20 protein-coding genes and 3 tRNA genes are annotated in these 26,941 nt (G+C 64.7%); 6 read left to right on the top strand and 17 right to left on the bottom strand.

Translation table 11 applies throughout. From position 1 onward, the window contains the following. Nucleotides 1-21: 21 nt before the first annotated feature. From M1E17_RS03020 to M1E17_RS02980, 9 genes are all read right to left on the bottom strand, one after another. Nucleotides 22-1,158, bottom strand: coding sequence for an MFS transporter (locus M1E17_RS03020; protein WP_457965361.1), 1,137 nt, complete (start codon nt 1,156-1,158; stop codon nt 22-24). A 228-nt stretch (nt 1,159-1,386) separates the two neighbouring features. Then, nucleotides 1,387-5,118 (bottom strand): glycoside hydrolase family 32 protein, encoded by a 3,732-nt coding sequence (locus M1E17_RS03015; protein WP_457965360.1) that lies wholly within the window; start codon nt 5,116-5,118, stop codon nt 1,387-1,389. A 115-nt stretch (nt 5,119-5,233) separates the two neighbouring features. Next, entirely contained in the window at nt 5,234-6,787 is a 1,554-nt protein-coding gene (locus M1E17_RS03010) for a glycoside hydrolase family 32 protein (protein ID WP_457965359.1), read from the bottom strand. Next, nucleotides 6,784-7,863 carry an ABC transporter ATP-binding protein gene (locus M1E17_RS03005; protein ID WP_457965358.1) on the bottom strand — a complete coding sequence of 360 codons (1,080 nt, stop codon included), beginning with the start codon at nt 7,861-7,863 and terminating at the stop codon, nt 6,784-6,786. Before M1E17_RS03005 ends, M1E17_RS03010 begins: the two co-directional genes overlap by 4 nt. Then, nucleotides 7,860-8,795 (bottom strand): ABC transporter ATP-binding protein, encoded by a 936-nt coding sequence (locus M1E17_RS03000; RefSeq protein ID WP_457965357.1) that lies wholly within the window; start codon nt 8,793-8,795, stop codon nt 7,860-7,862. Before M1E17_RS03000 ends, M1E17_RS03005 begins: the two co-directional genes overlap by 4 nt. Next, nucleotides 8,792-9,820, bottom strand: a complete 1,029-nt coding sequence (locus tag M1E17_RS02995) for an ABC transporter permease (protein ID WP_457965356.1) — start codon at nt 9,818-9,820, stop codon at nt 8,792-8,794. The genes M1E17_RS03000 and M1E17_RS02995 overlap by 4 nt, the downstream gene beginning before the upstream one ends. Before the next feature lie 12 nt (nt 9,821-9,832). Further along, complete coding sequence (locus M1E17_RS02990; protein ID WP_267277567.1) at nt 9,833-10,810, bottom strand: ABC transporter permease; 978 nt, start codon at nt 10,808-10,810, stop codon at nt 9,833-9,835. A gap of 126 nt (nt 10,811-10,936) precedes the next feature. Beyond that, the gene (locus M1E17_RS02985; protein WP_457965354.1) at nt 10,937-12,610 is read right to left on the bottom strand and encodes an ABC transporter substrate-binding protein; all 1,674 of its coding nucleotides are present in this window, start codon (nt 12,608-12,610) and stop codon (nt 10,937-10,939) included. A 77-nt stretch (nt 12,611-12,687) separates the two neighbouring features. Continuing rightward, entirely contained in the window at nt 12,688-13,704 is a 1,017-nt protein-coding gene (locus M1E17_RS02980) for a LacI family DNA-binding transcriptional regulator (protein ID WP_457967965.1), read from the bottom strand. Nucleotides 13,705-14,072: 368 nt separating this feature from the next. On the opposite strand from M1E17_RS02980, the gene M1E17_RS02975 reads away from it, so the two are divergent. Next, a complete protein-coding gene (locus M1E17_RS02975; RefSeq protein ID WP_457965353.1) occupies nt 14,073-14,591 on the top strand; it encodes a hypothetical protein in 519 nt (172 codons plus the stop codon). Here the strand turns inward: M1E17_RS02975 and M1E17_RS02970 are convergent. Both M1E17_RS02970 and M1E17_RS02965 read right to left on the bottom strand, forming a co-directional pair. Further along, a complete protein-coding gene (locus tag M1E17_RS02970; RefSeq protein WP_457965352.1) occupies nt 14,577-15,572 on the bottom strand; it encodes a glycoside hydrolase family 43 protein in 996 nt (331 codons plus the stop codon). The two genes, M1E17_RS02975 and M1E17_RS02970, sit on opposite strands and share 15 nt — an antisense overlap. A 78-nt stretch (nt 15,573-15,650) precedes the next feature. After that, complete coding sequence (locus M1E17_RS02965) at nt 15,651-17,693, bottom strand: glycoside hydrolase family 36 protein (protein WP_457967963.1); 2,043 nt, start codon at nt 17,691-17,693, stop codon at nt 15,651-15,653. Nucleotides 17,694-18,052: 359 nt separating this feature from the next. Here M1E17_RS02965 and M1E17_RS02960 point away from each other — a divergent pair, with 359 nt between their 5' ends. After that, nucleotides 18,053-20,440, top strand: a complete 2,388-nt coding sequence (locus M1E17_RS02960; protein WP_457965351.1) for a glycosyl hydrolase family 95 catalytic domain-containing protein — start codon at nt 18,053-18,055, stop codon at nt 20,438-20,440. On the opposite strand, the gene M1E17_RS02955 is transcribed toward M1E17_RS02960, so the two are convergent. Next, the gene (locus tag M1E17_RS02955) at nt 20,389-20,829 is read right to left on the bottom strand and encodes a hypothetical protein (RefSeq protein WP_457965349.1); all 441 of its coding nucleotides are present in this window, start codon (nt 20,827-20,829) and stop codon (nt 20,389-20,391) included. The two genes, M1E17_RS02960 and M1E17_RS02955, sit on opposite strands and share 52 nt — an antisense overlap. A gap of 604 nt (nt 20,830-21,433) precedes the next feature. Between M1E17_RS02955 and M1E17_RS02950 the strand changes: the two genes are divergently transcribed. Both M1E17_RS02950 and M1E17_RS02945 read left to right on the top strand, forming a co-directional pair. Next, nucleotides 21,434-22,228 (top strand): hypothetical protein, encoded by a 795-nt coding sequence (locus M1E17_RS02950; RefSeq protein WP_457965348.1) that lies wholly within the window; start codon nt 21,434-21,436, stop codon nt 22,226-22,228. A 43-nt stretch (nt 22,229-22,271) separates the two neighbouring features. Then, entirely contained in the window at nt 22,272-22,703 is a 432-nt protein-coding gene (locus M1E17_RS02945) for a VOC family protein (RefSeq protein WP_457965347.1), read from the top strand. A 226-nt stretch (nt 22,704-22,929) separates the two neighbouring features. Here M1E17_RS02945 and M1E17_RS02940 read toward each other — a convergent pair whose 3' ends face one another. After that, the gene (locus M1E17_RS02940; RefSeq protein WP_457965346.1) at nt 22,930-23,517 is read right to left on the bottom strand and encodes a TetR/AcrR family transcriptional regulator; all 588 of its coding nucleotides are present in this window, start codon (nt 23,515-23,517) and stop codon (nt 22,930-22,932) included. Nucleotides 23,518-23,619: 102 nt separating this feature from the next. Here M1E17_RS02940 and M1E17_RS02935 point away from each other — a divergent pair, with 102 nt between their 5' ends. Beyond that, nucleotides 23,620-24,462 carry an oxidoreductase gene (locus tag M1E17_RS02935; protein WP_457965344.1) on the top strand — a complete coding sequence of 281 codons (843 nt, stop codon included), beginning with the start codon at nt 23,620-23,622 and terminating at the stop codon, nt 24,460-24,462. Nucleotides 24,463-24,828: 366 nt separating this feature from the next. Here M1E17_RS02935 and M1E17_RS02930 read toward each other — a convergent pair whose 3' ends face one another. The 4 genes from M1E17_RS02930 to M1E17_RS02915 all read right to left on the bottom strand — a co-directional run bounded on the left by M1E17_RS02930 (nt 24,829) and on the right by M1E17_RS02915 (nt 25,624). Next, the gene (locus M1E17_RS02930; protein ID WP_457965342.1) at nt 24,829-25,203 is read right to left on the bottom strand and encodes a TIR domain-containing protein; all 375 of its coding nucleotides are present in this window, start codon (nt 25,201-25,203) and stop codon (nt 24,829-24,831) included. A gap of 59 nt (nt 25,204-25,262) precedes the next feature. Beyond that, a tRNA-Phe gene (locus M1E17_RS02925) sits at nt 25,263-25,338 on the bottom strand. Between the two features lie 48 nt (nt 25,339-25,386). Continuing rightward, nucleotides 25,387-25,460, bottom strand: a tRNA-Asp gene (locus tag M1E17_RS02920). 91 nt (nt 25,461-25,551) lie between these two features. Beyond that, nucleotides 25,552-25,624: transfer RNA gene (locus M1E17_RS02915), tRNA-Glu, on the bottom strand. A gap of 169 nt (nt 25,625-25,793) precedes the next feature. Between M1E17_RS02915 and M1E17_RS02910 the strand changes: the two genes are divergently transcribed. Beyond that, on the top strand, nt 25,794-26,849 hold the full coding sequence (locus M1E17_RS02910; RefSeq protein WP_457967961.1) for a PHP domain-containing protein: 1,056 nt from the start codon (nt 25,794-25,796) through the stop codon (nt 26,847-26,849). Nucleotides 26,850-26,941: the final 92 nt, after the last annotated feature.

The raw sequence follows: 26,941 nt of genomic DNA, 5'->3' as shown, positions 1-26,941 counted from the left end.
GTGTCCTCACCTGACAAGGAACTACTTTGTGGGCCCGTCGCGCAGGACGGGTTTAGCCAGGGTTGTTGCCAGTATCCCGATAAGGACGGCCGCGCTGATGAAGCACCCGAGCGCGAGCCGGAGGCCTCCGGCTTCGGCAATAACCCCAACGAGGAGCGGGCCGCTGAGGAAGGCTGCGTAGAGCGCCACCCACACAAGCGAGGAGGCCTGACCGGCCCGGTGATGTGTGGAACGGGCAGCTAATGAATGAGCGACTGGCACAATTGGTCCTTGGCTAAAACGCAGAAGCAGCAGACCGATTCCAGCCACAACGGCGAAACTGCTGCTGATCATCACGGCGATTGACAGTGCTGTGGCTCCCGCAGCAATCAGCATTACCTTTCGTTCACTCAGGCGCTGCAGTAGTTTGTGCCCGCCCAGGCGTCCGGCACCGCTGGCAACCAGGGAGGCCGCGATGGCCAGCCCTGCCAAAGCGGGTCCTGCCCCGAGGGTGTCCCGCAAGTACAGACTTGAAAAGCCCTCCATGGCGGCGTCGATGACAGAGATAAGTGCGACGAACGCCAGAGCCGAAAGCACTCCGCGATTCACTAAGACATTGGCGGACTCCACACGGGTCCGCCGTCCTGGCTCCATGGGTGCCGCGGCCACAGCGTGGGAAGCTGCCGTGGCAAGCGCCGTTGGCGGATTGGGCAGTGGCAGGAAGAACGACGCCAGTCCAAGAATGACGAGAAGTGATCCCAGCGCAGCATAGAGGACGGAGTAGCTGACTCCCAGGCCAAGGGACAGGCCGCAGACCGCGGCTCCTATTGCACCACCGAGATCCTGGGCAGCAAAGAATGGGTTCATCGCTGCTGTTCCATGTTCACGCTCGTAGTCGCCACCGAGGGTGGTGGGCGACAAGTCGAACCCTGACAACAGGGCCCCTCCCAGCGACATCAGAACCATCAGCATCGGCAGGGTGTTCACCTGGCCCAGGGCAATGAAGAACATTCCGCCGCCTGCGCATCCCAGCACCAGGACCTTGCGCCGGCCCCAGGTGTCCATGAGACGGCCGAGGACCAGCACGCCGATCATGCCACCAGCAGACAAGGCCGCCAGCGCGAGCCCCAGGGGCCCGGGAGACAGCCGCAGCGCTTGGGCGAGGTCCGCTACCAGCAAGGTGTAGCACCCAGCCTGCAACCCGTTACCTCCGAAAAGGAGTAACAGGGTCCAGAACGGCGGAGGCCGCCGGCGTTGCATGCGCCGATCAACGTTGAAGGGAGATGATGGACCCATGTGCAGGAACTCCCGTGGTTGACGCGGCCAGGTTGTTGAAGCGCGTGTGTACCGCCTTACTGTTATAAGCCAGTAGACAGGGGCGCGGGGCCTGGCCGCTACCCCTTCCGGTCAGGACAGGGCCGTGATGCTCACGTCCTGGTAGGCCGCCCGTCCGTCGAAGACATTCAGTCCCACCCTGCCCGATGCCAGGCTGGAATCCACCACGTCGATCAGCCGGGCGCCGTCCAGGTTCACCGTAAGCCTGCCGCCGTCGGCCTGGGCCTCGAGCCGGTAGCTCACGCCGTGGGTGAGCAGCACCGGGACGCTGGCCAGGATGCTGGTAGCGGGATTGAAGGAGCCGTTCTCAAGCTTGAAAATCCGCACCAACCGCAGGTTTGGATCCAGATTGACGTAGTAGGCGGTAGACCCGTCATCCGACGCCCGCAGCAGCACGGATCCGGCACCGCCGTCCCCGCGCTCGGGCGCCAGATCGCTGTTGAGCATGGCCCCGGCATAGGCTTCCCCGCCGAAGCGCACGGTGGCCTCCACCTTGACATTGGCGTAGGTTCCCGCGCTCAATGCCGTTGAGTCCTTGTCGAATGTTCCCGCCAGCCCCGCTCCAGTGCTTTCCCACCGGCCACCGGGCACCACTGTGTAGGCGCCCATGTTATGCCGTGCTGCGCCCGTTGCCGGCGGCAGAACGGCCGACGGCGGCGCGCTGGTCAGCCGGGCGGTGTCAGCCAGCTGATGAACGGTGGCGGATACCAGCCTGACGTTCCCGCCGTAAGCGTTCAGGGACAGTCCGGTGGAGTCCGGGCCGGGGAAGATGAGCGATGTTATGGCCGCCGTTCCGTCTCCGCCGAAGACTTCCACGGATGAGGAATCCACCAGTACCCGCACGCTGACCCGGCGTTCCGTGCCGCCGCCTGCCGCCGCAACAGTGGAGGAACTCCACCGTGTGCCGGCGTTGTCCGCCGGATCAGCGGCAAAATACCTGGTGAAATCCTCCCGGCCGGACCGGCCGCGGTCCAGCGTGAGCGTTCCCGCGCCGGTGTCATAGCGGAGCAGGGTTTCCTGGACCACACCCCCCGCAATCCCCTTCCGAAGTCCGAAGGAAAAGGCCGATGCACCCCCGGATGATGGAACGGCCACCTCGGCCTCCAGTTCGAAAGACCGCCCGGAGGCTCCAGTCAGGGGATTGGCCGACGTCGGCGTCACCAGGACATCCGAGGCCTGCCATGAGGAGCTCCGCAGGCCGGCAAGCTCCGGAACGGGTTCCTGGGCCAGCCGGAGCCCGGCGCCCGGAACGTCCTTCAGGCTGATCTCACGCGGAACGCTCAGCTGGCCGTTCCAGCGGCCCGTGGGAGGGCTGAAGGCATAGTCCCAGTTGCTCATCCATCCGAGCATGATGCGCCGGCCGTCCGGAGCGCCGAAGAAGCTCATCGCGGCGTAGTAGTCCCGGCCGGCATCCGCCTGCAGCACCTGGTCAGGACCGGTATCAGATGTGAATGCGGTACCGTTCCAGGTGCCGGTGACATATTGGGCGGCGGAGCCGTTCGTCGACCGCACTGCTCCGGTGCTCCACCAGAGCACCCAGCGCTTCACCCCGGGCTGGCCTTCGACGGGAAGTTCAAAAAAGTCCGGACATTCCAGCACTCCGCCGCGCAGCCAATTGCCGTAACCGAAGGTGCTGGCAAAGGTCCAGTGCAGCAGGTTTGTGGAGGTGTAGAACCGCAGGTGGTCCCCGGCGGCCACCACCATGATCCATTTACCGGTGGCGCTGTCCCAGGTGACCTTCGGATCCCGGAAGTCCCAGCCGCCGTCGGACCCTCCGGGATTTTGCACTACGGGTGGGACCTGGGCCACCTGCCAGGTACGGCCATGGTCGGCGCTGTAGGCGGCGCGCACCGACTGGTTCCCGTTGGGTGCATCGTGATTAAAGCTGGTGTAGAAAGCCACCAGGCCCTGCCCGCCGCCGAAGAGTCCGGTGGCGTCCGTGGCGTCCACCACGGCGGACCCGGACCACGATTCGCCGGCTGCCAGGTGCGGCAGGGCGATGGGCAGCTGCTTCCAGTGCAGCAGGTCGGTACTCACGGCGTGGGCCCAGCGGCCCCGGTCCTGGTGGAACAGATGATATTCGCCGTCGAAGTACACCAGCCCGTTGGGGTCTGAGCTGTTGCCCGAGTTCTGGCTGTAGTGGTAGCCGGGCTGGTACAGGCCGTTCATGTACGCCGCCACATCGTCCGCCCGGACGTTCTGGAAGTAGGCTCCGCCGCCGCCAACGCGCAGCCCGAAGCCCTTGCCTGCAGCAGTCCCGGCCGTCCCGCTAAGCGCTTGAATGCCGTTGACCAGGGCAGTGGCCTGTGTCCCTTGAACGGTTAGCTGGACCCGGTTCAGCTGGCCGGCGGCAAAGCTGTGCGGTGGCATTGCGCCGGAGGCAAGGACAGTTCCGCTCGCCCGGTCGTTCAGGAGAACGGTCCCGGCGCTGGGGTCGATCCTCAGTTCTGTGCCGCCGCTGCCGTCAGCATTGCCGCGGACCACCACAGCGGCCGTGGCCGGGGCCGCAACGTCCAGGTCAAGGGACACCACGACGTCGGATGCCACCGCCGGGATAAAGCGCGCGGCTTCCCCACCCGCCGGCAAGCCGTCCACCGCGCCGCGCATGCCCCTGGTGTCAGGTTCCCAACTGCCGGCTGCGGTCCGCCAGCCCTGGAGGGAACTTTCCAGGCCCTTGAGCGTCATCCCCTGGAAGACCGATTCCCCATTGAAGGACAGAAGTCCGACGTGGCCGGAACCATGGGAGGCGTCCTGGGCGGTAATGACCGGGGTGTAGCCGTTCGGGTCAAGGAAGCCGGTCTGCCAGTGGACGGCAAGCTTGCCGCCGTCGGCCGTCACCCGGAGCCGATAAACCTCGTTCACCGTGATGGGTGTGTTGTAGGTGCCCAGAGTCGCGTTGTCGCCGATCCGGTAGAGCCGCAGCCGGCCGGCGTTCGGGTCCACCTCGGCGGCGTAACCTGCGCTGCCGGCGCTGTTGCTGCGGAAGAGCAACGCTCCAACGGCGTGCGCGGAACGGATCTGGATGTCCGCGGTGAAATCGGTGACCTGCGGGGTCTGTCCGGTGGCAACGGTCCGGAGGTTGGCGCCGGCCCCTGCCGAGCCACGCAAGCCGGTGGCGGACGCCTGCCAGCCGGCGCCGGAGCTGGTCCAGCCGGTGACGTTCGCCTCCACAGAGCGGGCTGAGGGCTGCCCGAACTGGACCTTGCCGTTGTAGGCAAGCAGGCCCAGATGCCCGCTTTGATACCGCTGGTCCAGGGCATCCAGGCGTTCCACGCCGTCCACCGCAACGTAGATGCGCGGGCCGTCCACATGAACGTCCACGGAGTAGGTGCGGCCGGTGTCCAGCGGCACTGCGGCTGACGGAACCACGTCTTCCCCGGTGGCGAGGTCGAACAGCCTGACCCTGTCCAGGTTGGGATCGATGGCCACCGCATACCCGCCGCTGCCGTCTGCGGCGGCCCTGAAGAGCAGCGTCCCCACACCGTAGGGCGTCCCGGGATCGACGGACACCCCGGCGGTGTACCGGGCGGTGCCGCTGATCCGTTGTTCACTGATGGCCGTGCCGTTCTGTCCGGCCGGGACGACGGCGGTGTACCCGGCGTCCGCGGTCCGGGTCCAGGTGCCGCTGTCCGGCAGGGCAACGGCGTCGGGAATGGGACTGCTGGTGCTGTTGGCTGTTACGGGCGCCTGGCCCGAAGCCTGTGCAGGGCCGGCGAGGATTGCCGGAGCCAGCACGGCCCCCGCGGTGAGCGTGCCGAGCCCAAGGGCGGCTGCGGCGATTCCTGCGACAAGTCTTTTCGGCATTCAGATCACCTTTGATCCAGGGAAATGTGGGCAGCGGTGTGCACCCCTCCCTGCCGCTCATGGGCTTCACCACGAAGAAGGTCTGAGCGGCAGGCAGGGAGTATCCGCGGAAATTTCAGGGAAAGAGCGGGCGAGGCCCGTCGAAAACGTCTTCCATCCGCCAGGCGTCGAGTTGCCGCAGCCGCACCGGCCCGGCAGCGGACAGCCGCACGCTCCCGCCGCCGAGGGTGGGGTAGGCCCGCGCTGTCAGGGGTTTACCGTTGGCAAAGACCTCCAGCGCCGAGTGGTCCACGATGACGCGAAGCCGCAGTCCCCCGTCGGGGAGGGCAACCGGGCCGGAGAGTTCCTCAACGTCCACCGACGTGTCCAGGCTGCTTCGCGTGCGGTCCAGCCGGATATATGACCCGTCAGAACCCTCGCCTGCCTGGCACCCCACCTCAATGACGGTTTCCTCTGCCATGTCCCCGGTTCCCGAGGCCGTGCCCAGGACGCCGAGCCTGAAGATACTTCCAGGTTCGAGTTCCAGATCCAGTTCAAGATCCAGCTGGTTTCCGTCGACGCCGTCCAGCACCTCGAAGCCGCTGAGAGCCTCCGGGCCCAGCCGGACGTGGCCGTAGCGCAGGGATTCGATTTCAGGTACCGGGGCAAACACCAGCTCCCCAGCCGGGTCCAGGGTGGCAATGCGCGGCAGGCTCATCACCCCGGACCAGCCTGCCTCCACCATGGCCTCGTCCGTGCGGCCCTCCTGGAGCCAGCCGAACATCACCCGCCTGCCGGATTCGTCAGCGAACGACTGGGGCGCGTAGAAGTAGCGGCCGCCGTAGTCCAGTCTGTGCAATTGGCGTGGTGTGAATGAATCCCCGCTGTAGCGGCCGGTCCAGTACAACGGATGGCGGGTGGCGCCGTCGTCCCAGGCGGAGAAGACCAGGGCGTCCACTTGCGCGTCGCCGCCGTCGGCCCCGTCCCCCAGTGTCCCGGTGCCGGCGCGAAAGAGATCCACGCACTCCCACATGGTGCCTTCCCAGCTGCTGCCTGCCGGGTCTCCGGCGGAGGCATTGCCAATGAGGAGCGGCCCCACGTACGTCCAGGCCCGCAGGTCCTCGGACTCGTAGAGGAAGGCGGTGCCGCCCCTCCCCCGGATGCCCGAGCCCACCAGCTGCCGCCAGCGGGATCCTTCGCGCCACACACAGTGGTCGCGGTAGGCCGTGATCTCCACGCCCGCGGGTGGGCCCGCGATGACGGGGTTCGCATCAGACTTGGTCCAGGTCACGAGGTCGGGGGAACCTGTTGCCACGCAGGGAAGTTCACGCTCACCGTGCCGGCCGGAGTAGACCAGCGTGGGCGTCCCGGCGTCGTTTACCAGCACTCCCGACCAGCAGCCGTCAGCATCCGGCCCCGCAGTGGGTTCCAAAGCCACAGGCTGATCCGTCCAATGCACGAGGTCCCCGCTGGTGGCGTGGCCCCACAGGATGCGGTGGTGGAATGCTCCCTCCGGGTTGTACTGGTAGAAGAGGTGGAAGGTGCCGTTCCACTGGCCCACACCGTTGGGGTCATTCAGCCACCCGCCGGGAGAGACGAAGTGGAAACGCGGCCGGTGCGGGTCCGCCTCGGCCCGGGCCACCAGCTCGTCCCGGGGGACGGTGGCCAGGGGGTGGGTCAGTTCAGTCATGCGGATGCCTTTGATTCTGTGAGGGAGCCGTCTGCCGCCGCGAGGGGGGCTGAGGCATCGGACGAAAGTGCGTGGCCGGCCGCGGCGGCCGGCGGCCGGTAGAGGTGGCAGCGGACCCAGTGCCGGTTGGCGGCATCACCCACGGCGTGCCGTACCGGTTCGGTGGCCGAGCAGCGCTGCTGCGGGTCGCCGTCGAAAGCGCACGACGCCGATTCCATCACCGCAGCCCGCAGTGCTGCCCGTTCAGCGGGATCGTAGGAGCCGGTGCGTGAAGGGTCCGGCACGGCGGAGACCAGGAGTCGGGTGTAGGGGTGGGCCGGGTTGGCCAGCAGGTCAAGCGATTCGCCTTCCTCCACAATTTCACCAGCGAACATCACGGCGATGCGGTCCGCCAGATAGCGGGCAGACGCCAGGTCATGGGTGATGTAGAGCATGGAGATCCCCTGGCTTTCCCGCAGCTGGCGCATCAGGTTGAGGATTCCGATCCGGACGGAGACATCGAGCATGGACGTCGGTTCGTCAGCCAGGATCACGTCCGGCTCAACGGCGAGCGCCCTGGCGATGGCTACCCGCTGCCGCTGGCCGCCGGAAAGCTCATGCGGGTAGGAGTTAAGCATGTCCGGCGTCAAGCCCACCGTGGCCATGAGCTGATCCAGGCGCGTCCGCAGCTGGTCCGGGGTCCCCGCCTTACCGTGGAGGGTCAGTGACCGGGTGAGGAAGTGCTCGATCCGGTGGACCGGGTTCAGCGAACCAAACGGGTCCTGGAAAACCATCTGCAGCTGCGACCGGTATTCCCTGGAGGCCTGGAAGCGGTCCCGCTTCAGGACGTTCACGCCGTTGACCAGGATCTGGCCGGCCGTGGGCTTTTCAAGCCGGGCCACACAGCGGGCCAGGGTGCTCTTGCCTGAACCGGACTCGCCCACAAGCGCCACGATCTCGCCCTTGCCGATGGCCAGGTCCACACCGCCCAGGGCCCGCACGGAGGCCCGGGAGAACAGTCCGCCGCTGTGGAAGTCCTTGACCAGGCCGCGCACCTCCAGGGCTGGAACCTCGGGGGCTGGGGTGTTGGTGCTCATGGCTGCGCTCCTTGCAGAACGGGAAGGGGAGAGACGAAGTGCCCGGGAGAGACTTCCTGGAGGTCCGCGATGTCATTGAACTTCACGCCGTCGGCCAGGCCTGTCAGCGGGACCCGCGGGCCGGTCAGCGGCGGGAAGGCCCCCATCAGGGCCTGCGTATACGGGTGCAGCGGAGCCGTATGGATGTGCTTGGCCCGGGCAGTTTCCACAATCCGGCCGCCGTACATCACAGCCATCCGGTGCGAAAGCTCCACCATGAGGGACATGTCGTGGGTAATGAACAGGACAGAGAAGCCCAGTTCGTGCTGCAGTTCCTTGATCTGGGCCATAATCTCCTGCTGCACCACCACGTCCAGGGCGGTGGTTGGCTCATCCAGGATCAGCAGCGAGGGCTTCAGCGCCACGGCCATGGCGATGACCGCACGCTGGCGCATCCCGCCCGACAGCTGGTGCGGATACGATTTCAGCCGGGCGGGGTCGATCCGGACCAGCTCAAGCAGTTCCGCAGCCCGCCGCAGCGACTCCTTGCGGGAGTAGCCTGCATGCGTGGTGTAGATATCCACGATCTGGTCCCCGATGGTCATCACCGGGTTCAGCGAGTTCATGGCCGACTGGAACACCATGGCTACGTCCTGCCAGCGGAAACGCCGCAGCTCCTCGCTGCCCATGGACAGGACATCCCTGCCGCCGAATCGGATGCTGCCGCCGGAGATCTCCGCGGGGTCCCGCAGCAACCGCATGATGGCGTTTGCGATGGTGGATTTGCCGCAGCCTGACTCGCCGGCCAGGCCGAAGATTTCGCCCACACCGATGTTGAAGGAAACGCGGTCGACGGCGGTGGTGGACCGGGTGTCACCGCGGTACTTCACGGTGAGGTCCTTGATCTCCAGCACCGGTTCGTGGGAGCCGAAGGAGGTTTGGGAGACGGTCATGCTGCTGCTCGCTTTCCGGAGGTAGCGGATTTAGTGGCTGCCGGCTTGGTCTTCCGGATCTTCCGCAGGCGCGGGTTGGTGACTTCATCCACTGCGTAATTGATCAGCGACAGCGAGAAGGCGACCAGGGCAATGCACAGGCCGGACGGCACAAACACCCACCAGCTGCCTGTCAGCAGGGCTCCTTCATTGCCTGCCCAGTACAGGTTGTTGCCCCAGGAGACCGTGCTGACGTCCCCCAGGCCCAGGAACTCCAGGCCGGCCTGGGCGCCGATTCCGTAGATGATGCACGCAAGGAGCGTGCCCATCACGATGGAGGCCATATTGGGCAGGATTTCCCGGAACATGATCCGCAGCGGCCGTTCACCGGTCACCACGGCAGCGGCAACAAAGTCCTTGGAGCGGATGGACAGGGCCTGCGAGCGCAGCACCCGGGCCGATCCCGCCCAGCCGGTGACCACCAGGACCAGGATCACTGTCCCAAGGCCCGGCGGCAGGAACGCGGCCAGGATCACCAGCAGCGGCAGTCCCGGCAGGAGCAGGAACACGTTGGTGGTCAGGGACAGGGCTTCGTCGATGAACTTGCCAAAGTACGCCGAGGCCAGCCCCACCAGGATGCCGATGAACGTGGAGGCAAAACCCACGGTCAGGCCCACCAGCAGTGAGCTGCGCGCCCCGTGGATGGTCAGGGCCAGGACGTCCTGGCCCTTGGCGGTTGTGCCCAGCCAAAATTCAGCGTCGGGTTCCTGGGATGCCATGCCCGTGATCTTGGAGGGGTTGTCCGGATACAGCACGGGGGCGAGCAGCGCCAGGGCGATGAAGGTGAGCAGGATGGCGGTGCCGGCCATGGCCTTCTTGTTGGTCAGCAGCCCGTGCAGGAGTGTCCTGTTGGGCTGCCGGACTGAACCTTGGGGCGGAAGTCCGGCGCCGCCGTCGGACGACTGTCCTGACGATTTGCCGGGACGGGAGCCGGCGAGGGTCTCCGCCGAAATGGTGGAGGCTGTGGTTGCGATGGAGCTTGTCATGGTCCGTCCTTCCTAGTTGCTGCGCACACGCGGATCGAGGCGGACGTACAGGATGTCCACCAGGAAGTTGGCCAGCAGCACGGCGGCCGTGATGGTCAGGAAGAGGCCCTGCATCAGCGGATAGTCCAGGCCCTGCACGGCGTTCAGGAGCTGGTAGCCCACCCCGGGGTAGGCAAACACCACCTCTGTCAGGAGCGCGCCGCCCACCACAAAACCCAGGCTCATGCCGAAGCTCGTGACCGACGGCAGCATGGCGTTGCGGGCGGCGTAGCGGAACATGATCCGCCCCGGCCGCAGGCCTTTTGCTTCTGCCATCGTGATGTAATCCTCGGCGTTGGTGGCGATCATGGTGTTCCGCATGCCCAGCATCCAGCCGCCCACCGAGACCAGCACGATAGTGAGGGCCGGCAGCACCAGGTGCATGCCGACGTCGGACATAAACTCCCAGCTGAAGCTGGGCTCGATGGTGTCGCTGAAGGCGTGCCGGATGGGGAACCAGCCCAGGGTGACGCCAAACAGGTACAGGGCGCCCATGGCGAGCCAGAAGTAGGGGAAGGATCCGATGAAAATCAGGATCGGCGGGAGGGCGGAGTCGATGGCGCCTCCACGCCGCCACGCCGCCAGGATTCCCAGCAGGTTGCCCACGACGGCGGCAATCACCAGTGCAGTCCCGCCCAGCAGGAGCGTCCAGCCCACCTGGGAGGCAATCACCTCTGTCACCGGTGTGGGGAAGCGGGAGATGGAGACACCCATCTGCCCGGTGAGCATGTTGTGCAGGTAACCGATGTACTGCTCCCATAGGGGCCGGTCGTCCACGCCGAGGAGCTTGCGGAGCGCCTCGATCTGTTCGGGCTGCATCCGGTCCTGCGTGCGGGCGAACATGCGGGAGACGGGATCACCGGGCATAAAGCGCGGGAGCAGGAAATTCAAAGTGATGGACACCCAGAAGGCAATCAGGTAGAAACCCAGGCGGCGCAGGATAAAGCGCACGGTTTCCCTCCATTCGGGAATTGCGGAAAGTTTGGCTGGCGGACCCGCGCTGCTGCGTTGAGCAGCAGCGCGGGCCCGCGGGGAGTTGCGGGCGCTAGGCCCACGCCGCCAGGGTGGCGGTGGGGATTACTTGCGGGGTTCCAGCGACGTCAGGACCAGCACAGTGGTGGGCGCCCGGACTGACAGCGTGGCGTACGGGTTGTCCTCGGTGGGCCACCCCGTGAACCGGGTGTCGTTGTAGGCGCCCCATTCCGGGCCGGCGAACAGCGGGATGACCGGGGCCTCGGCGCTGTACTCCTCCTGGAGTTTGTCCGCGACCGCGTGCTGGGTGTCCTCGTCTGCCGCGGCGGCGAACTCGGTGAGGAGGCCGTCCGCCGTCGGGTCACCGAAGCGGTGGTAGTTCTCGAAGGCCTTCTCCCCCACCGGCTTCACCGTGGACGTTCCCATCAGGCCCGCGAAGTACTTGTACGGGCTGGGGTCGTTGGCGCTCCACACGATGCCGGAGTCGAAGTCGCCCGTCTCGTAACCGGCCACCACGGCGGCCCAGTCCGGGGAATCCACCTTGACGGTGACGCCCACCTCGGCAAGGTTCTGTGCGATCACGTTGGCCACGGAGAGCCAGTCAGAGGAAGCGGCGCCCACGGAGATCTTGAATTCGAAGGGCTTTCCGTCCTTGAAGGAACGCTTGCCGTCCGCGCCCTTGGCGTAGCCGGCCTCGTCGAGCAGCTTGTTCGCCGCGTCAACGTCCAGCTTGGTCCAGTCGCAATCCTCCTGGACCTTTTTGTTCTTCCACGTTTCATAGTTCCCGGACAGGCCCGTGCAGTCGGCGGGCTTGGTGTAGCCGCTCATGCCGATCTTGGTGACCTGTTCACGGTCCACCGCCATGCTGAGGGCCTTGCGGACGTTGGCGTCATCAAACGGGGCCTTGGTGGTGTTCAGCTGCCAGTTAATCATCGAACCCGTGGGCGGGAACCAGTACCTGCGGTGGTCCGGGTCCTTCGAGATGAACGTCTTTTCGATGTTGGGCATGTACTGCGGAGCCCAGTCCACGTCGCCGTTGGCGGCGGCGAGGTTGGCGCCGTCGTTTCCGGCGAAGGCGAGCATCTTGATGCCGGCGATCTTCTGCTTTTCCGGCTGCCAGTAGTTGGGGTTCTTCTTCAGCACAAAGGACTGCGCCTGGAAGGTGTCCACCTCGGTGTAGGGGCCGGTGCCCACGGGCTTTTCGTTGGCGTCCTTCTCAGGATCGGCGATCTTGGACCAGACGTGGTCGGGCAGGATACTCAGCTGGCCCAGGTCGAACAGGGCCGGCGACCAGGCAGTCTTGAACGTGAACTTCACCTGGTTCGTGCCCTCGGCAGCAACCGTGTCCAGGTACTCGTAGCCGCCCTTGATCTTCTTCTGCAGCGCGAAGGTGGTCACCACGTCAGCGGGAACGAGGGGCTGGCCGTCGGACCATTTCACGCCCTCACGGAGCGTGAAGACGACGGACTTTCCGTCCTCTGCAGCCTTCCACTCGCTGGCAAGCCACGGCGTGGTTTCACCCTTGGCGGGGTTGTAGATCAACAGGGATTCGTAGATGGCCTGTTGCGTCATGGGGGCCACGGTGGGGGCAAACGGGTTGAAGTTCCTGACGAAGGTGCCCATGTCCTCCCGCGGAATGGTCAGGAGGGCGCTTTCAGCCGAACCGCCGGCGTTGGACTGGCCGCCCTGGTTGGCCGAGCAGCCGGTGAGCAGTAGGGCACCTACTGCCAGGCTGGCCGCGGTGATGCGGGCAGACCTGAGGAATCGCGATTGTGTCATGATGGATATCTCTTTCCTCTCTTCATCGCTGAAGGTGAAGGTGTGGTTGGGGTTGCTCTTCAGTTGTTGATTTGCCGTCAGACTGAAAAGCGTTCTAGCAGCGGACAGTCGACCATTTGCTGGTGTGCGGTGATCGGCTGTCCTGCTGTAAGGCTTGCGAGTGTCTGGACACCCAGCGCACCCATCTCCTGGAAGGGCAACGCAACCGTTGTCAGTTTGGGCCTGAGGTAGGCCGCAATGAGTTCCTGGTTGTCGAAGCCGATCACGGCGATGTCTTGGGGGATGGCCAGTCCACGTTCCTTGATGGCGTCATAGGCGCCCATGGCCATCCGGTCATTGAGGCAGAACAGTGCCGTTGGCCTGCCTGCATCGGCCGGAAATCTGTCGAGGATTTCGCACGCTGCCTCGTAGCCGCCGTCCGCCGTCGCGTATCCCGAGACTACAAGTTCAGGGTCCAGTTCCAGGCCGGCACCGGCGAGTGCCTCGCGGCATCCTTCCAGGCGCCCGACGGCGGCGGGGATGTTCGGATCCAGGTTGATGACACCGATCCGCTTGTGTCCGGCCTGGAGCAGGCGTTCGACGGCGACCCGGCCGCCCCCGCGTTCGTCCGGGACGATCGAGGGCAGCTTCCCGTCCGCGTCGAAGCAGTTGATCAGGACGGTGGGCACCTCGTGGGTGCTTTTCGGAACGTGTACGGGCCGGTGGAAGGTGGCCGCGTACAGAAGTCCTTCCACCCTTTGTTCCAGCAGCTTTTCCACGGCGGCATCTTCCAGGCCCTGGTTTGGTCCTACGGCGTCGGCCTGGTCTGACGGGGCGATGAGCAGGAACTTGCGGTCCAGCCAGGCCTGGTCCTGTGCGCCCTTGATGATGTCGACGGCGAACGGTGCCGTGACGATCTCCGTGACGATTCCGTACCAGTCACTCCGTTGCGAGGCCAGGGCCCGGGCCCCGGCGTTGGGCCGGTATCCCAGGGTCTGGACGGCTTCGAGAATGCGGTGCTTGGTTTCCTGCGAAATGCTGGTGTCCCCGCGGTTGCTCAGGACGAACGAGACGGCGGTGCGGGACACTCCGGCATGCTTGGCAACATCCGCCATGGTGACGCCGCGTTGCGCGGGGGTTCCCGAAGCCGACGGTGCGGCCGCGCCCCCACCCACAGCCTGTGCGCGTGCGTTGCTGTTCGCCATTGAATGCTCCGGAATTCTGCCTTGGAGCCAGTCGGGAGACCGGCCTAGTCTGAGTTACTAACGCGCGTTACCAGCGGCGTTGTGATTTAGGTTACGCGCGTTAGTTGATTCCTGTCAACGCCTTGGGCTGCTTTTTACTTGGCCGCCTGGCACGGTTCCTAGGCTTGTTGGCGAATCCGAGCCTTCAAGGCCCTGTTCTGCGGACAAGGCTAGGTTCAGGCTTGAAGTAGACGGCTTCCTATTCAGGTAGCCCGTTGTGTTGGAAAGGTGCGGTGGCCATGTCTCCTGTACAAGCTCTCCACGGGAAACAGTCCCGCCGCCTCCGCACGGGTGCCGCCCTCATGACGCTGGCCGGGCTCGCCTTCGTGGGCTACGCGGCAGTCTTCCTGGTGCTCAACTTCACGGGCATCTTCCTCGAGTTGGGCATCGGCCCCGATCAAGTGGACAAGGGGAAGGCTGATGTGGAGGAGTTCAGCCCACAGCTGTATCACTACATCAGCCATCTCCACCTTGCCATCAGCGGCTTCATTGCGGCCACCGGACTGGCCATCGTTGGCCTGTCCTGGTACGGCGTGCGACGAGGAGAACGGTGGGCCTTCGCCACGGCGATTATCGTCCCGGTTGTCGGGCTCGCCATTTCCGTCCCCGCACACTACCCATGGGGCCTGGCGACGCTTGAGCACCTGGGCCCGGTCTATCTCGCCGTCCTCATATTCGTTGCCGGTGTCGGTACAGCCTACAGCGGACTGCGGACACCGGAGACGCCCGATCGGGCGGTACCGCTACCTCCCCAGTGAGCCCTGCGACACGCTGCTGCGAACCCGGTCTCCCCACGCGGCGCTGAGCCGCGCGTACTCTTCGGCCGTCACCGGCAGCACCACACCGTGACAGGGATCCTCCGGCAGCCGGACGTCCTTGCAGGGAGTCCACTGGCCGCCGGCCAGGTCAGTCGTCTCGAAGGGAACGTAACGGCGTTCCGGCGTGAACTCGTCCAACCATAGGAACCACTTGTCCTCGGTGTTCGACTTGTACACCAAGGGTCCCTCGCCCCTGCTGATCCCGTCGAGGCCGATACCTTCAGTCAGCGGCTTCCAGCCTGCCGCCGTCAGGGAATCGGCGGTCTCACTGAAGACTGATTTGCCGTTGGGCGCCTCCCCGCTGCGGGTGCGCTCGTCCTTGAGGAAGCGGTAGTACAGGCCGTCGTGGCCGATTACGGTGGTGTCGATGGTAGGCCAACCCCGATCGATCCAGACGCGCGGCTTGGAGAACTCCCGGAAGTCGCGCGTGGTGGCGTACATGATCCGGTTATAGCTCTCACCTTCGTGTTCAGCGTTGTCATAGAGCTTCGATGACCAGTGCACGAGGAAGGCGTCCTGCCCGGGATCCCAGACCGACTCCGGCGCCCACGTGTTACCTGCTTCGGGCGGTGCGACCTCGACGAGGCGGCCCTCTCCCCAGTCCACCAGATCCGTCGACTCCCAGATCATGATGAAACGGCTGCCCCAGCGCTGATGCCGGTCCCAGTCAAGGTTCGCGTAGAGGCACAGGTCCGTGGCCACCATGTAAAAGCGCTCGCCGTCAGGGGAACGGACGATGTGCGGGTCGCGGACGCCGCATTCACCCAAAGCCGAGTGCAGGACCGGCTTGCCGCCGTTGAGGTCGTGGAAGTGAAGCGGGTGGTTCCCCTCGCTCAGGGCGAAATAGACCTGCTCACCGTCCGCTGCTTCGCGTTTGAAATGGACGTAGAGGTACCCCGCATACTCACGGCTGGAAGTCATCGGTCTGGATCACTCTTTCTGTTCAGGACGTAAACAATACTTGCCCGCATTCGTGAAATGGCCGACGTCGTCAGCCCGTCACCGTACCGCGAAGATCCTTGCGGCCGGACCGGCGGGCACCTCGATGACCGGTAGTCCCTCAGCCGCGCGGAGGGTCCACTCCGGCAAAGCGACCGGATAGACCTGCTCCATGGTCCGCCCGCGCAGCCCTGGCAGCGTGATCTCCCTAGCCTCACCGCGCGACCATAGCGCCAGCAACGACTCGGAACCGGTGTTCAGTTGCAGCGCGATGACGTCGTCATCCCAGCCGGGGAGCCCCAACGGCCACACCGGATGCGCCCCGGCGATGCGGTGGCGCCAGTCTTTGTGGAGCGCAACGGCTTCGCCTACCAGCGCGAACTGTTCGTCGCTGAGCCCGCCCAGGAAACCGGACAGGTAGAGCCGGCCGATGACGCCCGCTGTCATGGCGAACGCCGTCTCCTCCATGTTCATCGACGCCGCCGGATAGGCCCAGTTTCCTGCCTGCTCGGGGAGGACGCTGGCGGGTGCGGCGGCGGCGATCGACGCGTACAGCCGGAAGTCCTCCTGGTCGCTGGTGGACTGCAGGTGCGCCACGGACAGCAGGTTGTAGTCCATCCGCATCCCGCCCGAGGAGCAGCTCTCGAACAGCACTTCCGGGTGCCGCGCCTGGGCGTCGCTCAGCCATTCGCGGAAGGCCCGGGTATGCCCCAGGAGCCCGGCCCCGGGCCCGTCGGAGTCCACGTCGGTCCCGACGCCCGAATTCACGTTGTAGTCGAGCTTGAAGAACGTAATCCCGAACTCGGCAACAAGCCGGTCCACTGCCTCATCCAGATGGGCGCGCGCCGCCGGATGCCGGAAGTCAAGCTGGAAATGCCCGGTCTCGCTGACCCGCTGGCCGAACCGGCGGAAGAATGCCTCCTCGGGCAGCTGCTGCGCCAGCGCCGCATTCTCGCCGACTGCTTCGGGTTCGAGCCAGATCCCCGGGCGCATCCCGTGGGCGCGGATCGTGTCGATGACCGAGATCAGGCCGCCGGTGAACAGCCCGGGAGTCTCGTGCCAGTCGCCCGCGTCCGTCCACCAGTTGCCGCCGCCGAACCACCCGGCGTCGATGCAGAAGTATTCCGCGCCCGCTTTCGCTGCCGCCGCGATGAGCGGCAGCTCCTTCTCCGTCGAGGGACCGCCCATGAGCGTATTCATGAAGTCGTTGTAGACCACCGGAAGCCCCGCGTCGACCGGGCGCAGTTCGCGGATCGCGCGCCGATAATCGGTGAGCGCCGCAAAGACAGCGTCCCGTCCGCCGTCCGCGATGCAGAACCCGGCGGGCACCGTGGTGAACTCCTCCCCGGGGGCCAGGCGCTCGGCGAACTGGTGGTACAGGTCGGTCGAGCCGTACACGCCGATGGTGACCATGCCTTCGTTCTGCGTCGCCTCCCAGTGCCAGCCCGCGCTGGTCTCGACCTGCCATGCGATGGAAGGCCCGCCGTCGATCGCGAGGACCCCGGTCGGCAGGAACTCGCCACTCGAGAAGGACCCGTGGCTGGTCACCGCAAAGTTTCCGCGACTGCGCCGGTTGTGGAAATCGGGGTTGACATTCGGCAGCAGCTCCGAGACCGGACGCTGCTGCCAGCGCCCTTCGGCGAGCCATTCGCTTTCGCCCCACAGCAGGTCGTGTGCCCCCTCCGGGACGGACACGAGCCCGGAGCTGACCGAGAGGAGCATGACTTCATCCTCGGTCCCGTTGCGCACGGTGTGCCGGAGCTGGACTCCGGGCCCCGCCGCCCGGAAGACGCTGGTCACTTCGAGGCCGCTCTCAGGATGGTGCTGGCGGATCCGCAGCTCGTCGCCGAGCGTTTCGTGACCGGTGTAGCGGAGCCGCGGCCCTGCCCCCCACAGCAGGAGGCTCTGATTGTGGCGGGCGCGGTGCTCCCCTGCGGTGCTCACGTCCACGATCGCCGTCGGGGCGGCCACCGACGGGGTGTCCGGTCCGGTCGCCCAGTGAATGAGGCGGACAGGGTGGTCTTCGCCGCACTCAAACCGCAGGTGCAGTCCAGGGTGGGCCCATTCGATGTTGTGTTGCCGGTCGCTCTGCGGCGGGGCCATCAATGTCACTGGGTTACTCCACCTTGGATTCTGAAGGGACGAGACAGTGAACCAAGGTAGCCGGTGGCTGGAGTGAGTACAAGGGCCGAAACCCTCAAAGGTCAAATGAATTCTGTGAACGTTCCATAGGCAGTGCCACCGAGATGCGACAAGAGGCGGCTCCTATCAGCAACTAAAGAAGCAGGGGACGTAATCATCGGATGTATTGATCGATGTAGGAACTTTCCCGAATGGTGTGGACACCGGATCTGCATCGTTGTAGTTTTTGTTGAGGCTGTTGGGTGGAACGGGGGTGGCCAGGCCGATCCTGACCCCCTTCATCCGCAGCGCACCTCTCTCCCGAGCAAGGATCCAACAGCATGTCCGTGCGACACCGCGTCCTCCTTAACAGGCCCGCAACTCTGTTCATCAACTCTTTCCTCCTGGGCAATGGTTCGACCGGGGCAGCCGTATACGGCACCCCGGCCCGGGAGCGCTTTGAGTTGAACGCCGATACGTTATGGTCCGGTGGTCCACTTCCTGAACCTTCGATCGACGGAGGGGCGGAACGTCTTGCCGCCGTCCGCGAGGCCATTCAGCGCGGCGACCATCTCGGCGCAGACGCGGCTGCCGTGGCGTTGCAGGGAAATTCGTGGACGCAGTCCTATCAGCCCGTCGGCGGACTGCTCTGGACCTACGGGAAAGAAAGGACCGGGGAGTATCGGCGCTTCCTGGACGTGTCCGAGGCAATTGCCACCACGGAATATGAGACTGGCGGCGGGTGGGTCCGTTTGGACTCCTTCGTCTCCGCGCCGGATGGCGTTCTTGTTTCCACGGCGACAGGGCCAGATGCCGGGTCAATTCTTGGTTCGCTCGATTTCGACGGCCCGCATCCACATGCCCGGGTGGAGCGGCGGGTTGAAAATGGCACCGAGTTCCTGTTCGTTTCGGGCAGGGCGCCGGCAAGCGTATTGCCCAACTACGTCCAGGATCCCGCCCCTGTCGTTTACGCGGACGACGAACCGGATGATCAAGGATTGGTTGATGCGGGGATGGGGTTTGCCCTCGTCGCATCCGTGGAAAGGACCGACGACGGCACGTTGCGGCTGATCGCCGCCACTGAGACCGGATTCCGGGGATATGACCAACGTCCAAGCGCCGACGTCGCATCCCTCCTCCGGCGTGCAGAGGGAAGGGTCCGCGGAGCACAGGTGCGAACCACCGAGGATCTCCGGCGGCGGCACACTACGGACTATCAGAGCTACTTCAACCGCATCGACCTTGATCTCACGGCATCCGGCGGCGTGGGAGCCGCCGAGGCATCCAGCGCCGAGCTGTACTTCCATTTCGGCCGATACCTCCTGATTTCAAGCTCACGCCCCGGCACTGCGCCGGCAAACCTTCAGGGGATCTGGAACGCGGATGTCCGCCCAGGCTGGAGTGCAAATTACACAACGAACATCAATGCCCAGATGAACTACTGGGGCGCGGAGGTCACGGCGCTCCAGGATCTTCACCAGCCGCTGCTGGCATTGACCCGCGACCTTGCAAAAAAGGGCGCAGAAACGGCACGCGCCTTTTACGGCGTGAAGGGCAGCGTGGTGCATCACAACACCGACATCTGGAGGTTCACCGCCCCGGTTTCCGGTGAACCGCAGTGGGCCAACTGGCCCTCCGGGCTGATGTGGCTTGCCGCCCACCTCTGGGACCGGACCGACTTTGCCGATGCCAGCCCGGTGGCTGATAAAGCCACCATTGCTGCCCTGGAGCCGATCGTGGTGTTCGCCCTCGAAATGCTTCAGGACAACGGCGCCGGCGGCCTCGCCTTCAGCCCCTCCACGTCACCTGAAAACCTCTTCCATACCGGTGGCGCCACCGCCAGCGTCACCTCCGGAAGTGCCATGGACCAGGAACTTGTCCATGAACTCCTTAGCCACTATCTGTCCCTGGCAGAAACGTGTTCAGCCGCAGACATTGCCATAGTGGACAGGGCACGGCTGGCCCTTCCGCGAATCCTTCCAGTCCGCACAGGCGCTGACGGCGCGATCCTCGAATGGGGCGACGAATCACTAGAGCCGGTTGAACCTGGACACCGTCATTTGTCGCACCTGTACGGTCTCTGTCCCGGAACCCGCATCACGGAAGCAGGAACGCCGGAAGACTTCGCGGCGGTACGCCGGGCGCTGGACACCAGGCTCGCTCACGGCAGTGGCCACACAGGCTGGAGCCAGGCCTGGGTGCTGTGCCTGGCGGCGCGGCTCAGGGACCGGCAGCTTGCGGAAAGGTCCATCTCTACACTGGTGCACCATCTCAGCTCAGAATCCTTGCTGGACCTGCACCCCAGTGCTGATTGGCCGGGCGGGAACATCTTTCAGATCGACGGGAACCTGGGTGCAATCGCCGGACTCGCCGAATTGTTGGTGCAGAGCCACGAAGGTCCCATCAGCCTGCTCAAAACCGTACCGACCGCCTGGACTGCCGGGCGCGTTTCCGGAATCAGGGCCAGAGGTGGTCACACCGTTGACGTCGAATGGGCAGAGGGTGCGCTCCTCCACGCGTCGGTCCGACCGTCCTGGGACAATGAGGTCTGGATCGAAGTGCCTCATGGCCAGGATTTAACGGTGCTCGACGACGATGGCGGCCAGGTCCCAGCCTCCCGACGGCCGGCCATTGCGGGCCGGACAGGTCTCTCCTGGACCGCCGCCGCCGGACGGTCCTACCTCATCAGTCCTGTGGGCTCCCACTCCGGGAACCAGCCGCAGGACTGAGGCGCCCGCGCGTCCGCCCAGTAGGCCAAATCGACGGACTTCATCTGTCGCTCGCCAGCCTCTACCGAGTACCTCACGCACGCCTTGACCTGGTAATCCTCGGCAAACAATCCGCTTCCACGGCTGGCGTAATAGATGTGGTAGACGTCGGCCACCGGCTCCATGTCGTCGTCCCACGCGAAGGCATACAGTGTGGGCAACTCCCTGAGGAGGATCTGCTCAAGCTTCTCAGCGCTTCCCGCCCGATCGATGGCCTGTTCGAACCTATCGAGAGCACCGGCAGCTACCTTCCGGATGCCTGCCCGCGCCTCATCCTCTATTGAGACATTGCAACCACTCAGCGCCAGCGCCACGGCGAGGATGCTGACGAAAGGAGCCAAAGTCGTCATATGGCCACAGTTTCCAGTGGGCGGGGGACGTCCTTTGGGTACGGGGGCGCGGCGGCTTGCCGAGATCCGGCTATCACTGTGTCCCAACGTGCCTCACGCAGGGCCTCTGCCTGCTCCTAGGTGGCTCGGGTGCCAGGACGCCAATCGCAGCGGACGTCATCGAAAGTTGGCAGCTGCTCAGGCATTTTCTGGTCCTGTCGTGGTGCCGGTCGGATGGGGCGTTGTCGGGGCAGCTTATCTGCCAGCTCGGACAACTTGGGGGTTAGAACGGGGTTCAGAGTCCGTGCCGTTGCCCCAGCCGCCGGCGCTGCTGGTCGCCAGTGTCGCCCAGGGATCCTCCTGTGGTGCGGATTGTCCTTTAAGCACGAGCGGGACGGCCAGGTAGCCCAGGGCCCGGTCCTTCTCGGCCTGATATTCGTACTAACCGGGCTAGCCGTAGGCCAGTTCCCCGGAGACCAGAACAGATAAGGAGTTAGTTTGGAGTCACCAATAAATCTACCGTCTTCCCTAACGCTGGTTCGTCTTCAATCAGCAAAAGCCCCCATTAAACAGAGTACGGGTCACGCCTCTAGCCGCCGGTGGAGCCCGGGTGGACAATTAGGGCATGGATGACCCGCTGGGGTCGGTCGAGGGCGTGGAAGCCATCGAGTTGGAGCGCCTGCGGCGACGCGCGTACGGACGGGATGGCGACATCACGGGGGATGCGGCGGCTCAAACTCGGCTTTCCGAACTGGAGGCCGCCCAACACCGACAGCTGACTCCCGTCATCGATCCCACCCCGAGCGTCCCCGACCCGGTCCCGAAAAGCGTCCCGGTCGCTGAGCCGGTCGAAGGGCCGCGCTCAACTTCGACGTCGGTCCCGCAGACTGTCGACGGAGCCCCCGCAGCACCGTGGTGGCGCCGCCGCCGCTGGTTGATGATCTTCGGCGGCGCCACCGCCGCCCTCGCCCTGATCACGGTTCACGTCGCGTGGCTGTCGCAGCTGCGTGCTGATGAGCCCACTGTCGTCCCAGAGTCGCAGCACCGTATGGCCGCCGTGCCCGCAGCGGACTTCAGGCTCGAATTGAAGTCGGTCGGCGCGGACATCGATGAGCCGCAAGACAACCTCGGCACTCTCGACGCGTTGGGTCTCAACGCCAATGAGCTGCGGCAATACGAGAACTTCAACGAGTTCCGTGTCTGGAGCGGAGAGTCTCGCTACGGCATGGTCTGTCTGCTCGTGGCCGACTATTCGATTCGCGAGAGGAACGGCACCGAAGGGTGTTCCCCCAAAGGCCTCGAGACCGTCGCGGAGGTGGTGTGGTTCGATGCCCGGGGTCTCACCCGATTCGTGCTCAACGGCGATTACGTCGAGGTCTACGTGTTCCACAGGGCCGCCGACCCGCCGTCGCTCCGGTGACTACGGCTGCCAGTACGAAAGCGCTAGCGGTTATCTTGGTGTCATGCCGAGTCAATTAGCTGTCATTGCCATCGATGCGGTCCGTCTGCAGGTGGTGGCGGACTTTTGGTGCGCAGTCCTCGGCTGGCATGTCGTCGATGAGGATAACGGCGTCATCAGCATCGCGCCCGAGGATGGGAGCCGGCCGGCCATTGATGTTGTCGCGGTTCCCGAGGGCAAGACCGTCAAGAACCGGCTGGACTTCGACCTGCGGGCTGACGGCCTGTCCACCGCCGAAGAGCTCGAGCGTCTGATCGCCCTCGGCGCGCGGCGCACAAACGTCGGCCAGGGCCCGGACGTTAGTTGGGTAGTACTCAGTGATCCCGAAGGAAATGAATTCTGCCTGCTGTCCCGCTCCGTCCAGGACGTCGAATCTCAAGAATATCGGCCGGAAGAATGGACGAGCGCAGCCCTTTCGAGTAAATCGGGGCCATAATTCCTGCTCCATGGGGTAGGTGGTCCCTGATGCAGTGGATGTCCAACCCGAGAGCGGCTTCCAGACGCTTCGATTCATCCTCGCGACGGATTCGCTCGCGAGACTGACGCTATTCAGCCATGCCTCGCATAGCAAAATGGTGTCGCCTCAGAATGCGGGCGGCTGCCAGTGGTGGGTCCCCAGTTACGCACCCAGATCAATTTGGGCGAGCCAGAATCGATCCGCTTCAGGGCGTGGATGTCGCCTCGGCTCTTCGGGCCGCGATTCCGTGAAGGAGGAGATCGATCCATCGGTCGAGGGCGTCGGTGGGTTGGCCGGCGGGGATGTTGCTGACGAGGAGATATAAGTCCTCGATTGACAGGTCGGAGCGGACGGTGCGGTCTACGCGGGCTTGATTGATGATCGACTGCAGGGCGGCGCCGGCTCGTTGCAGGTCTGATGCATCGCCCTCGTCGGCGTCGAGAGCGGCTGCGGCGGCTTTCGCGGCTTGATTGGTCGCGGTTGCGATGACGATGTCCCGTAGGAGCGCAGTGAGCTCGGTGTATGCGGGACTGCCATCGCGCACGGCCGCCGCTGCGGTCTCGCTACGATCCGCCATCTCCGCTATGAACTCGCGTACAACCGACGCGACGAGATGCACCTTGGTGGGGAAGTGACTGTAAAGAGTGCCGACAGCAACGCCCGCAGCAGCAGCGATCTCGTCCATGCCGACGTCGGGACCGTGGAGGGTGATCTGCGCTCGGGCAGCCTCCAGGATTTTCGTGCGATTGCGCCGCGCGTCAGCGCGCAACGGCTTTACTGGTGGTTGAGTCACGGAATTAATCCTGCCATGGCTGATCGTCCCACTTGCAATTACTCGAACAATGGTTCAAGATAAAACTCGAACTACTGTTCAACTTAGCCGAAGGATCAGACCATGACCACCACCACCACCACCACCCAAAAGGTCGCACTCGTCACCGGGGCATCCTCGGGAATGGGCCACGCATTCGCCATCCAGCTGCACGAAGCCGGATTCCTGGTCTACGGCGTCGCCCGACGCACCGACCGCATGAATGACCTGCGCGCTCACGGCATCAAGACCATCGCCATGGACATCACCGACGACGAATCGATCAGCGACGGTGTCCGCCAGATCCTTACCGAAACTGGCCGGATCGACGTTCTCGTCAACAACGCCGGCTACGGGTCCTACGGCGCCGTAGAAGACGTTCCCCTGGAGGAAGCGCGCCGCCAGTTCGAGGTGAATGTGTTCGGCGCCGCTCGACTGGTCCAGCTCGTGCTCCCGTCGATGCGATCCCACAAGAGCGGCACCATCATCAACATCACCTCCATGGGTGGAAAAATCTACACCCCGTTCGGCGCCTGGTACCACGCCACCAAGTTCGCGCTCGAATCCTTCAGCGACTGCCTCCGCCTGGAAACAAAACCTTTCGGCATCAACGTCGTCATCATCGAACCCGGCTCGATCCGCACCGAATTTAACGGCATCGTCGCCGACAACCTCATCGAAACGTCCGGCAAAGGCGCGTACGCAGACAACGCCGCGAAGGTGGCGAAGACAGCCCGGGCTCAGAACCCCAGGCAGTCGTCGCCCCCGGAGCTCGTGGCCAGAACCCTCGTCAAAGCGGCCACCGCACGCCGCCCCAAGACGCGCTATGCCGTCGGGTTCGGCGCCAACCCCCTCCTCTTCACCCGCAGCATCCTCACCGACCGGGCATATGACGCAATGATCCTTCGCGCCAGCGGAGCCCACTGACCACGCACGGCCCAGAACACCGCGTACGTCGACACACTCTGCGACTGGAGTCATGTGACATTCGTGTGGCTACGTGTGATGGATGCGGCAAGCCGATGGAACCCATCCTGATTGCGAACGGCTACCACCTGCTCTGCGACCCCAGGCGTTGGCGAAACTAACGCCGCTTCACCGCAAACACGGAACTGCAAGCCGCCGTCGCGATGGATGGCGGGGCAGGCATGGCCGCCGGCCTTGACGTTTGAGGGCTCGGTGCAGACGCCCGAACGGCACGGCGAACTGCAAGGAGTGCCGAAAGCTCCTTGTCAGAGACCCCGCGGCTGTTGACGCGTTTCAGCAACGCAGGCGTGACGAGAACAAGACCCACTAGGCGACTTCGCCAGGCCCCTGTCGATTTCTCGCAGGAAGGGCTCCCCAAGGGTCGATTTCTCGCAGGAAGGGCTCCCCAAGGGCAATGTCCCTCTCGCTGAACCAGACCGACACCCCTTCGGCTTCAAGTAGATCGTGCAGTTCCTTAGCTGAACCACGTCGGTCATCCCATACGTGGCAGAGAATGACATCGCGAAGATCAGGTAGGTCCGCCCGTAAGTCGGCCGTTCGACGGAGAGGCGCGTACCAGCGCGCATCGTCCCAGCACGGTGTACTGCAGTCAGCAACACATACGGCTACCTCGGCAATACCGGAGGACAGCCTTAGAAAGTTCCTGTTTTCGCCTGACCCAGGCTGACTACCCAGCTTCATCAAGAAACGAAAGAACCCCGCCGTCCCTGCCTAAACAGTGGGGACTGCGGGGTTCTAGCTGGTGGCTCCGACCGGCGTCGATCCGGTGACCTTTCGATTTTCAGTCGAACGCTCTACCAACTGAGCTACAGAGCCTAGGTGACTAGTCACCATGACGGCCGGAATTGCTTCCGGCAATCAGAGCGACCCTGACGGGACTTGAACCCGCGACCTCCGCCGTGACAGGGCGGCGCGCTAACCAACTGCGCTACAGGGCCTTGCTTTTCTTGCTTCCGCGGTATCTCTACCGCTTTTTTCAAGGCTTCCAGCCTACCAGACTTTCACATCCGGCCTGACCAGCTCCTTGCGTACCCCCAACGGGATTCGAACCCGTGCCGCCGCCGTGAAAGGGCGGTGTCCTAGGCCGCTAGACGATGGGGGCCAGAACCCGTTCGGAGCAAAATAAAAAGGCTTCAAGCCGAGGCTCTCAGTCTTTGTCCTTTGCTGTTCCTCCGAACTGGACTCTAAAACTATAGGGCCTTGGTGGGAATTATCCAAAATCGGCTTCCCGCTACGTGAACAAAGCAGCAGTCAGCGGCGAAGATGGACAGATGGATGCCGTTGCCGCACTGAATGAGATTGCGTTCTGGCTGGAACGTGGACGGGCTGCCACCTTCAAGGTGCAGGCGTTCCGCAAAGCGGCCGCCGCCATTGCCGCCCTGGAGCCGGAGGAGCTCGCGGCCAGGGCACGGGATGGGCGGCTCAAAAGCATGAAGGGCATCGGGGACCGGACGTATCAGGTCATCCGCCAGGCAGTGGACGGGGAGGTCCCTGATTACCTCCAGGACCTCCGGCAGCGCGGAACCGGCGCGCTTGCGGAAGGCGGTGGAGAGCTCCTGCGGACCCTTCGCGGCGATCTGCACACGCACAGTGACTGGTCCGACGGCGGCTCCCCCATTGCCGCCATGGCTGAGGCAGCCCGCATCCTGGGCCGGGAGTACCTGGCGCTCACCGACCACTCGCCCAATCTCAAGATCGCTAACGGCCTCAGCGCGGAGCGCCTCATGGAACAGCTCGACGTCGTCGCCGCCATCAACTCGGACGGCGCCAAAGGCAGTGGGGCCACAGCCAGCGGCGCCGCGGCCGACAACAACTTCCGTCTCCTGACGGGGATCGAGGTGGACATTCTGGAAACCGGCGAACTGGACCAGGCTCCGGAGCTGCTGGACCGGCTGGATGTTGTGGTGGCAAGTGTCCACTCCAAGCTCCGTTCCGACCGCGCCACCATGACCAGGCGAATGCTCAAAGGCATCCAGGACCCGCACACCAACGTCCTGGGCCACTGCACCGGCCGGCTGGTGGAGGGATCGCGCGGACTGCGGCCGCCTTCTGAGTTCGATGCCAGGAAGGTCTTCGCCGCCTGCGCAGAAAACAACGTGGCCGTGGAGATCAACTCCCGCCCGGAGCGGCAGGACCCGCCGGACGAGTTGATCCAGTTGGCCCTCGACGCCGGCTGCCTGTTTTCCATCGACAGCGATGCCCATGCCCCGGGGCAGCTGGATTTCCTCCAGTACGGAGCGGCGCGTGCCGAACTGAACAACGTGCCGGCAGAGCGCATCGTGACCACCTGGCCCCTGGAGCGGCTCCTCGAGTGGTCCCGGGGCTAGGAAACTCTGCTACGGCATCGCCACTGGCTGCCGGAGCAGGGCCGTTGGCCACCCTCAAGAACATTGGCAGAAACTCGACTAGACGTGGCCGA

Source organism: Arthrobacter sp. D1-29 (assembly GCF_054130585.1).
The sequence above is the reverse complement of the archived record's forward strand: the minus strand, read 5'-3'. Positions and strand labels throughout refer to the sequence as shown.

Bases quoted from the DNA above. Each gene is read 5' to 3' on its own strand.
- M1E17_RS02970 (WP_457965352.1), bottom strand. From the start codon at position 15,572: ATGACTTCCAGCCGTGAGTATGCGGGGTACCTCTACGTCCATTTCAAA.
- M1E17_RS02975 (WP_457965353.1), top strand. From the start codon at position 14,073: ATGTCTCCTGTACAAGCTCTCCACGGGAAACAGTCCCGCCGCCTCCGC.
- M1E17_RS02985 (WP_457965354.1), bottom strand. From the start codon at position 12,610: ATGACACAATCGCGATTCCTCAGGTCTGCCCGCATCACCGCGGCCAGC.
- M1E17_RS02980 (WP_457967965.1), bottom strand. From the start codon at position 13,704: ATGGCGGATGTTGCCAAGCATGCCGGAGTGTCCCGCACCGCCGTCTCG.
- M1E17_RS03005 (WP_457965358.1), bottom strand. From the start codon at position 7,863: ATGAGCACCAACACCCCAGCCCCCGAGGTTCCAGCCCTGGAGGTGCGC.
- M1E17_RS02995 (WP_457965356.1), bottom strand. From the start codon at position 9,820: ATGACAAGCTCCATCGCAACCACAGCCTCCACCATTTCGGCGGAGACC.
- M1E17_RS02930 (WP_457965342.1), bottom strand. From the start codon at position 25,203: ATGAAGCTGGGTAGTCAGCCTGGGTCAGGCGAAAACAGGAACTTTCTA.
- M1E17_RS02965 (WP_457967963.1), bottom strand. From the start codon at position 17,693: ATGGCCCCGCCGCAGAGCGACCGGCAACACAACATCGAATGGGCCCAC.
- M1E17_RS02945 (WP_457965347.1), top strand. From the start codon at position 22,272: ATGCCGAGTCAATTAGCTGTCATTGCCATCGATGCGGTCCGTCTGCAG.
- M1E17_RS02935 (WP_457965344.1), top strand. From the start codon at position 23,620: ATGACCACCACCACCACCACCACCCAAAAGGTCGCACTCGTCACCGGG.
- M1E17_RS03000 (WP_457965357.1), bottom strand. From the start codon at position 8,795: ATGACCGTCTCCCAAACCTCCTTCGGCTCCCACGAACCGGTGCTGGAG.
- M1E17_RS02910 (WP_457967961.1), top strand. From the start codon at position 25,794: ATGGATGCCGTTGCCGCACTGAATGAGATTGCGTTCTGGCTGGAACGT.
- M1E17_RS02960 (WP_457965351.1), top strand. From the start codon at position 18,053: ATGTCCGTGCGACACCGCGTCCTCCTTAACAGGCCCGCAACTCTGTTC.
- M1E17_RS03015 (WP_457965360.1), bottom strand. From the start codon at position 5,118: ATGCCGAAAAGACTTGTCGCAGGAATCGCCGCAGCCGCCCTTGGGCTC.
- M1E17_RS02955 (WP_457965349.1), bottom strand. From the start codon at position 20,829: ATGACGACTTTGGCTCCTTTCGTCAGCATCCTCGCCGTGGCGCTGGCG.
- M1E17_RS02950 (WP_457965348.1), top strand. From the start codon at position 21,434: ATGGATGACCCGCTGGGGTCGGTCGAGGGCGTGGAAGCCATCGAGTTG.
- M1E17_RS03010 (WP_457965359.1), bottom strand. From the start codon at position 6,787: ATGACTGAACTGACCCACCCCCTGGCCACCGTCCCCCGGGACGAGCTG.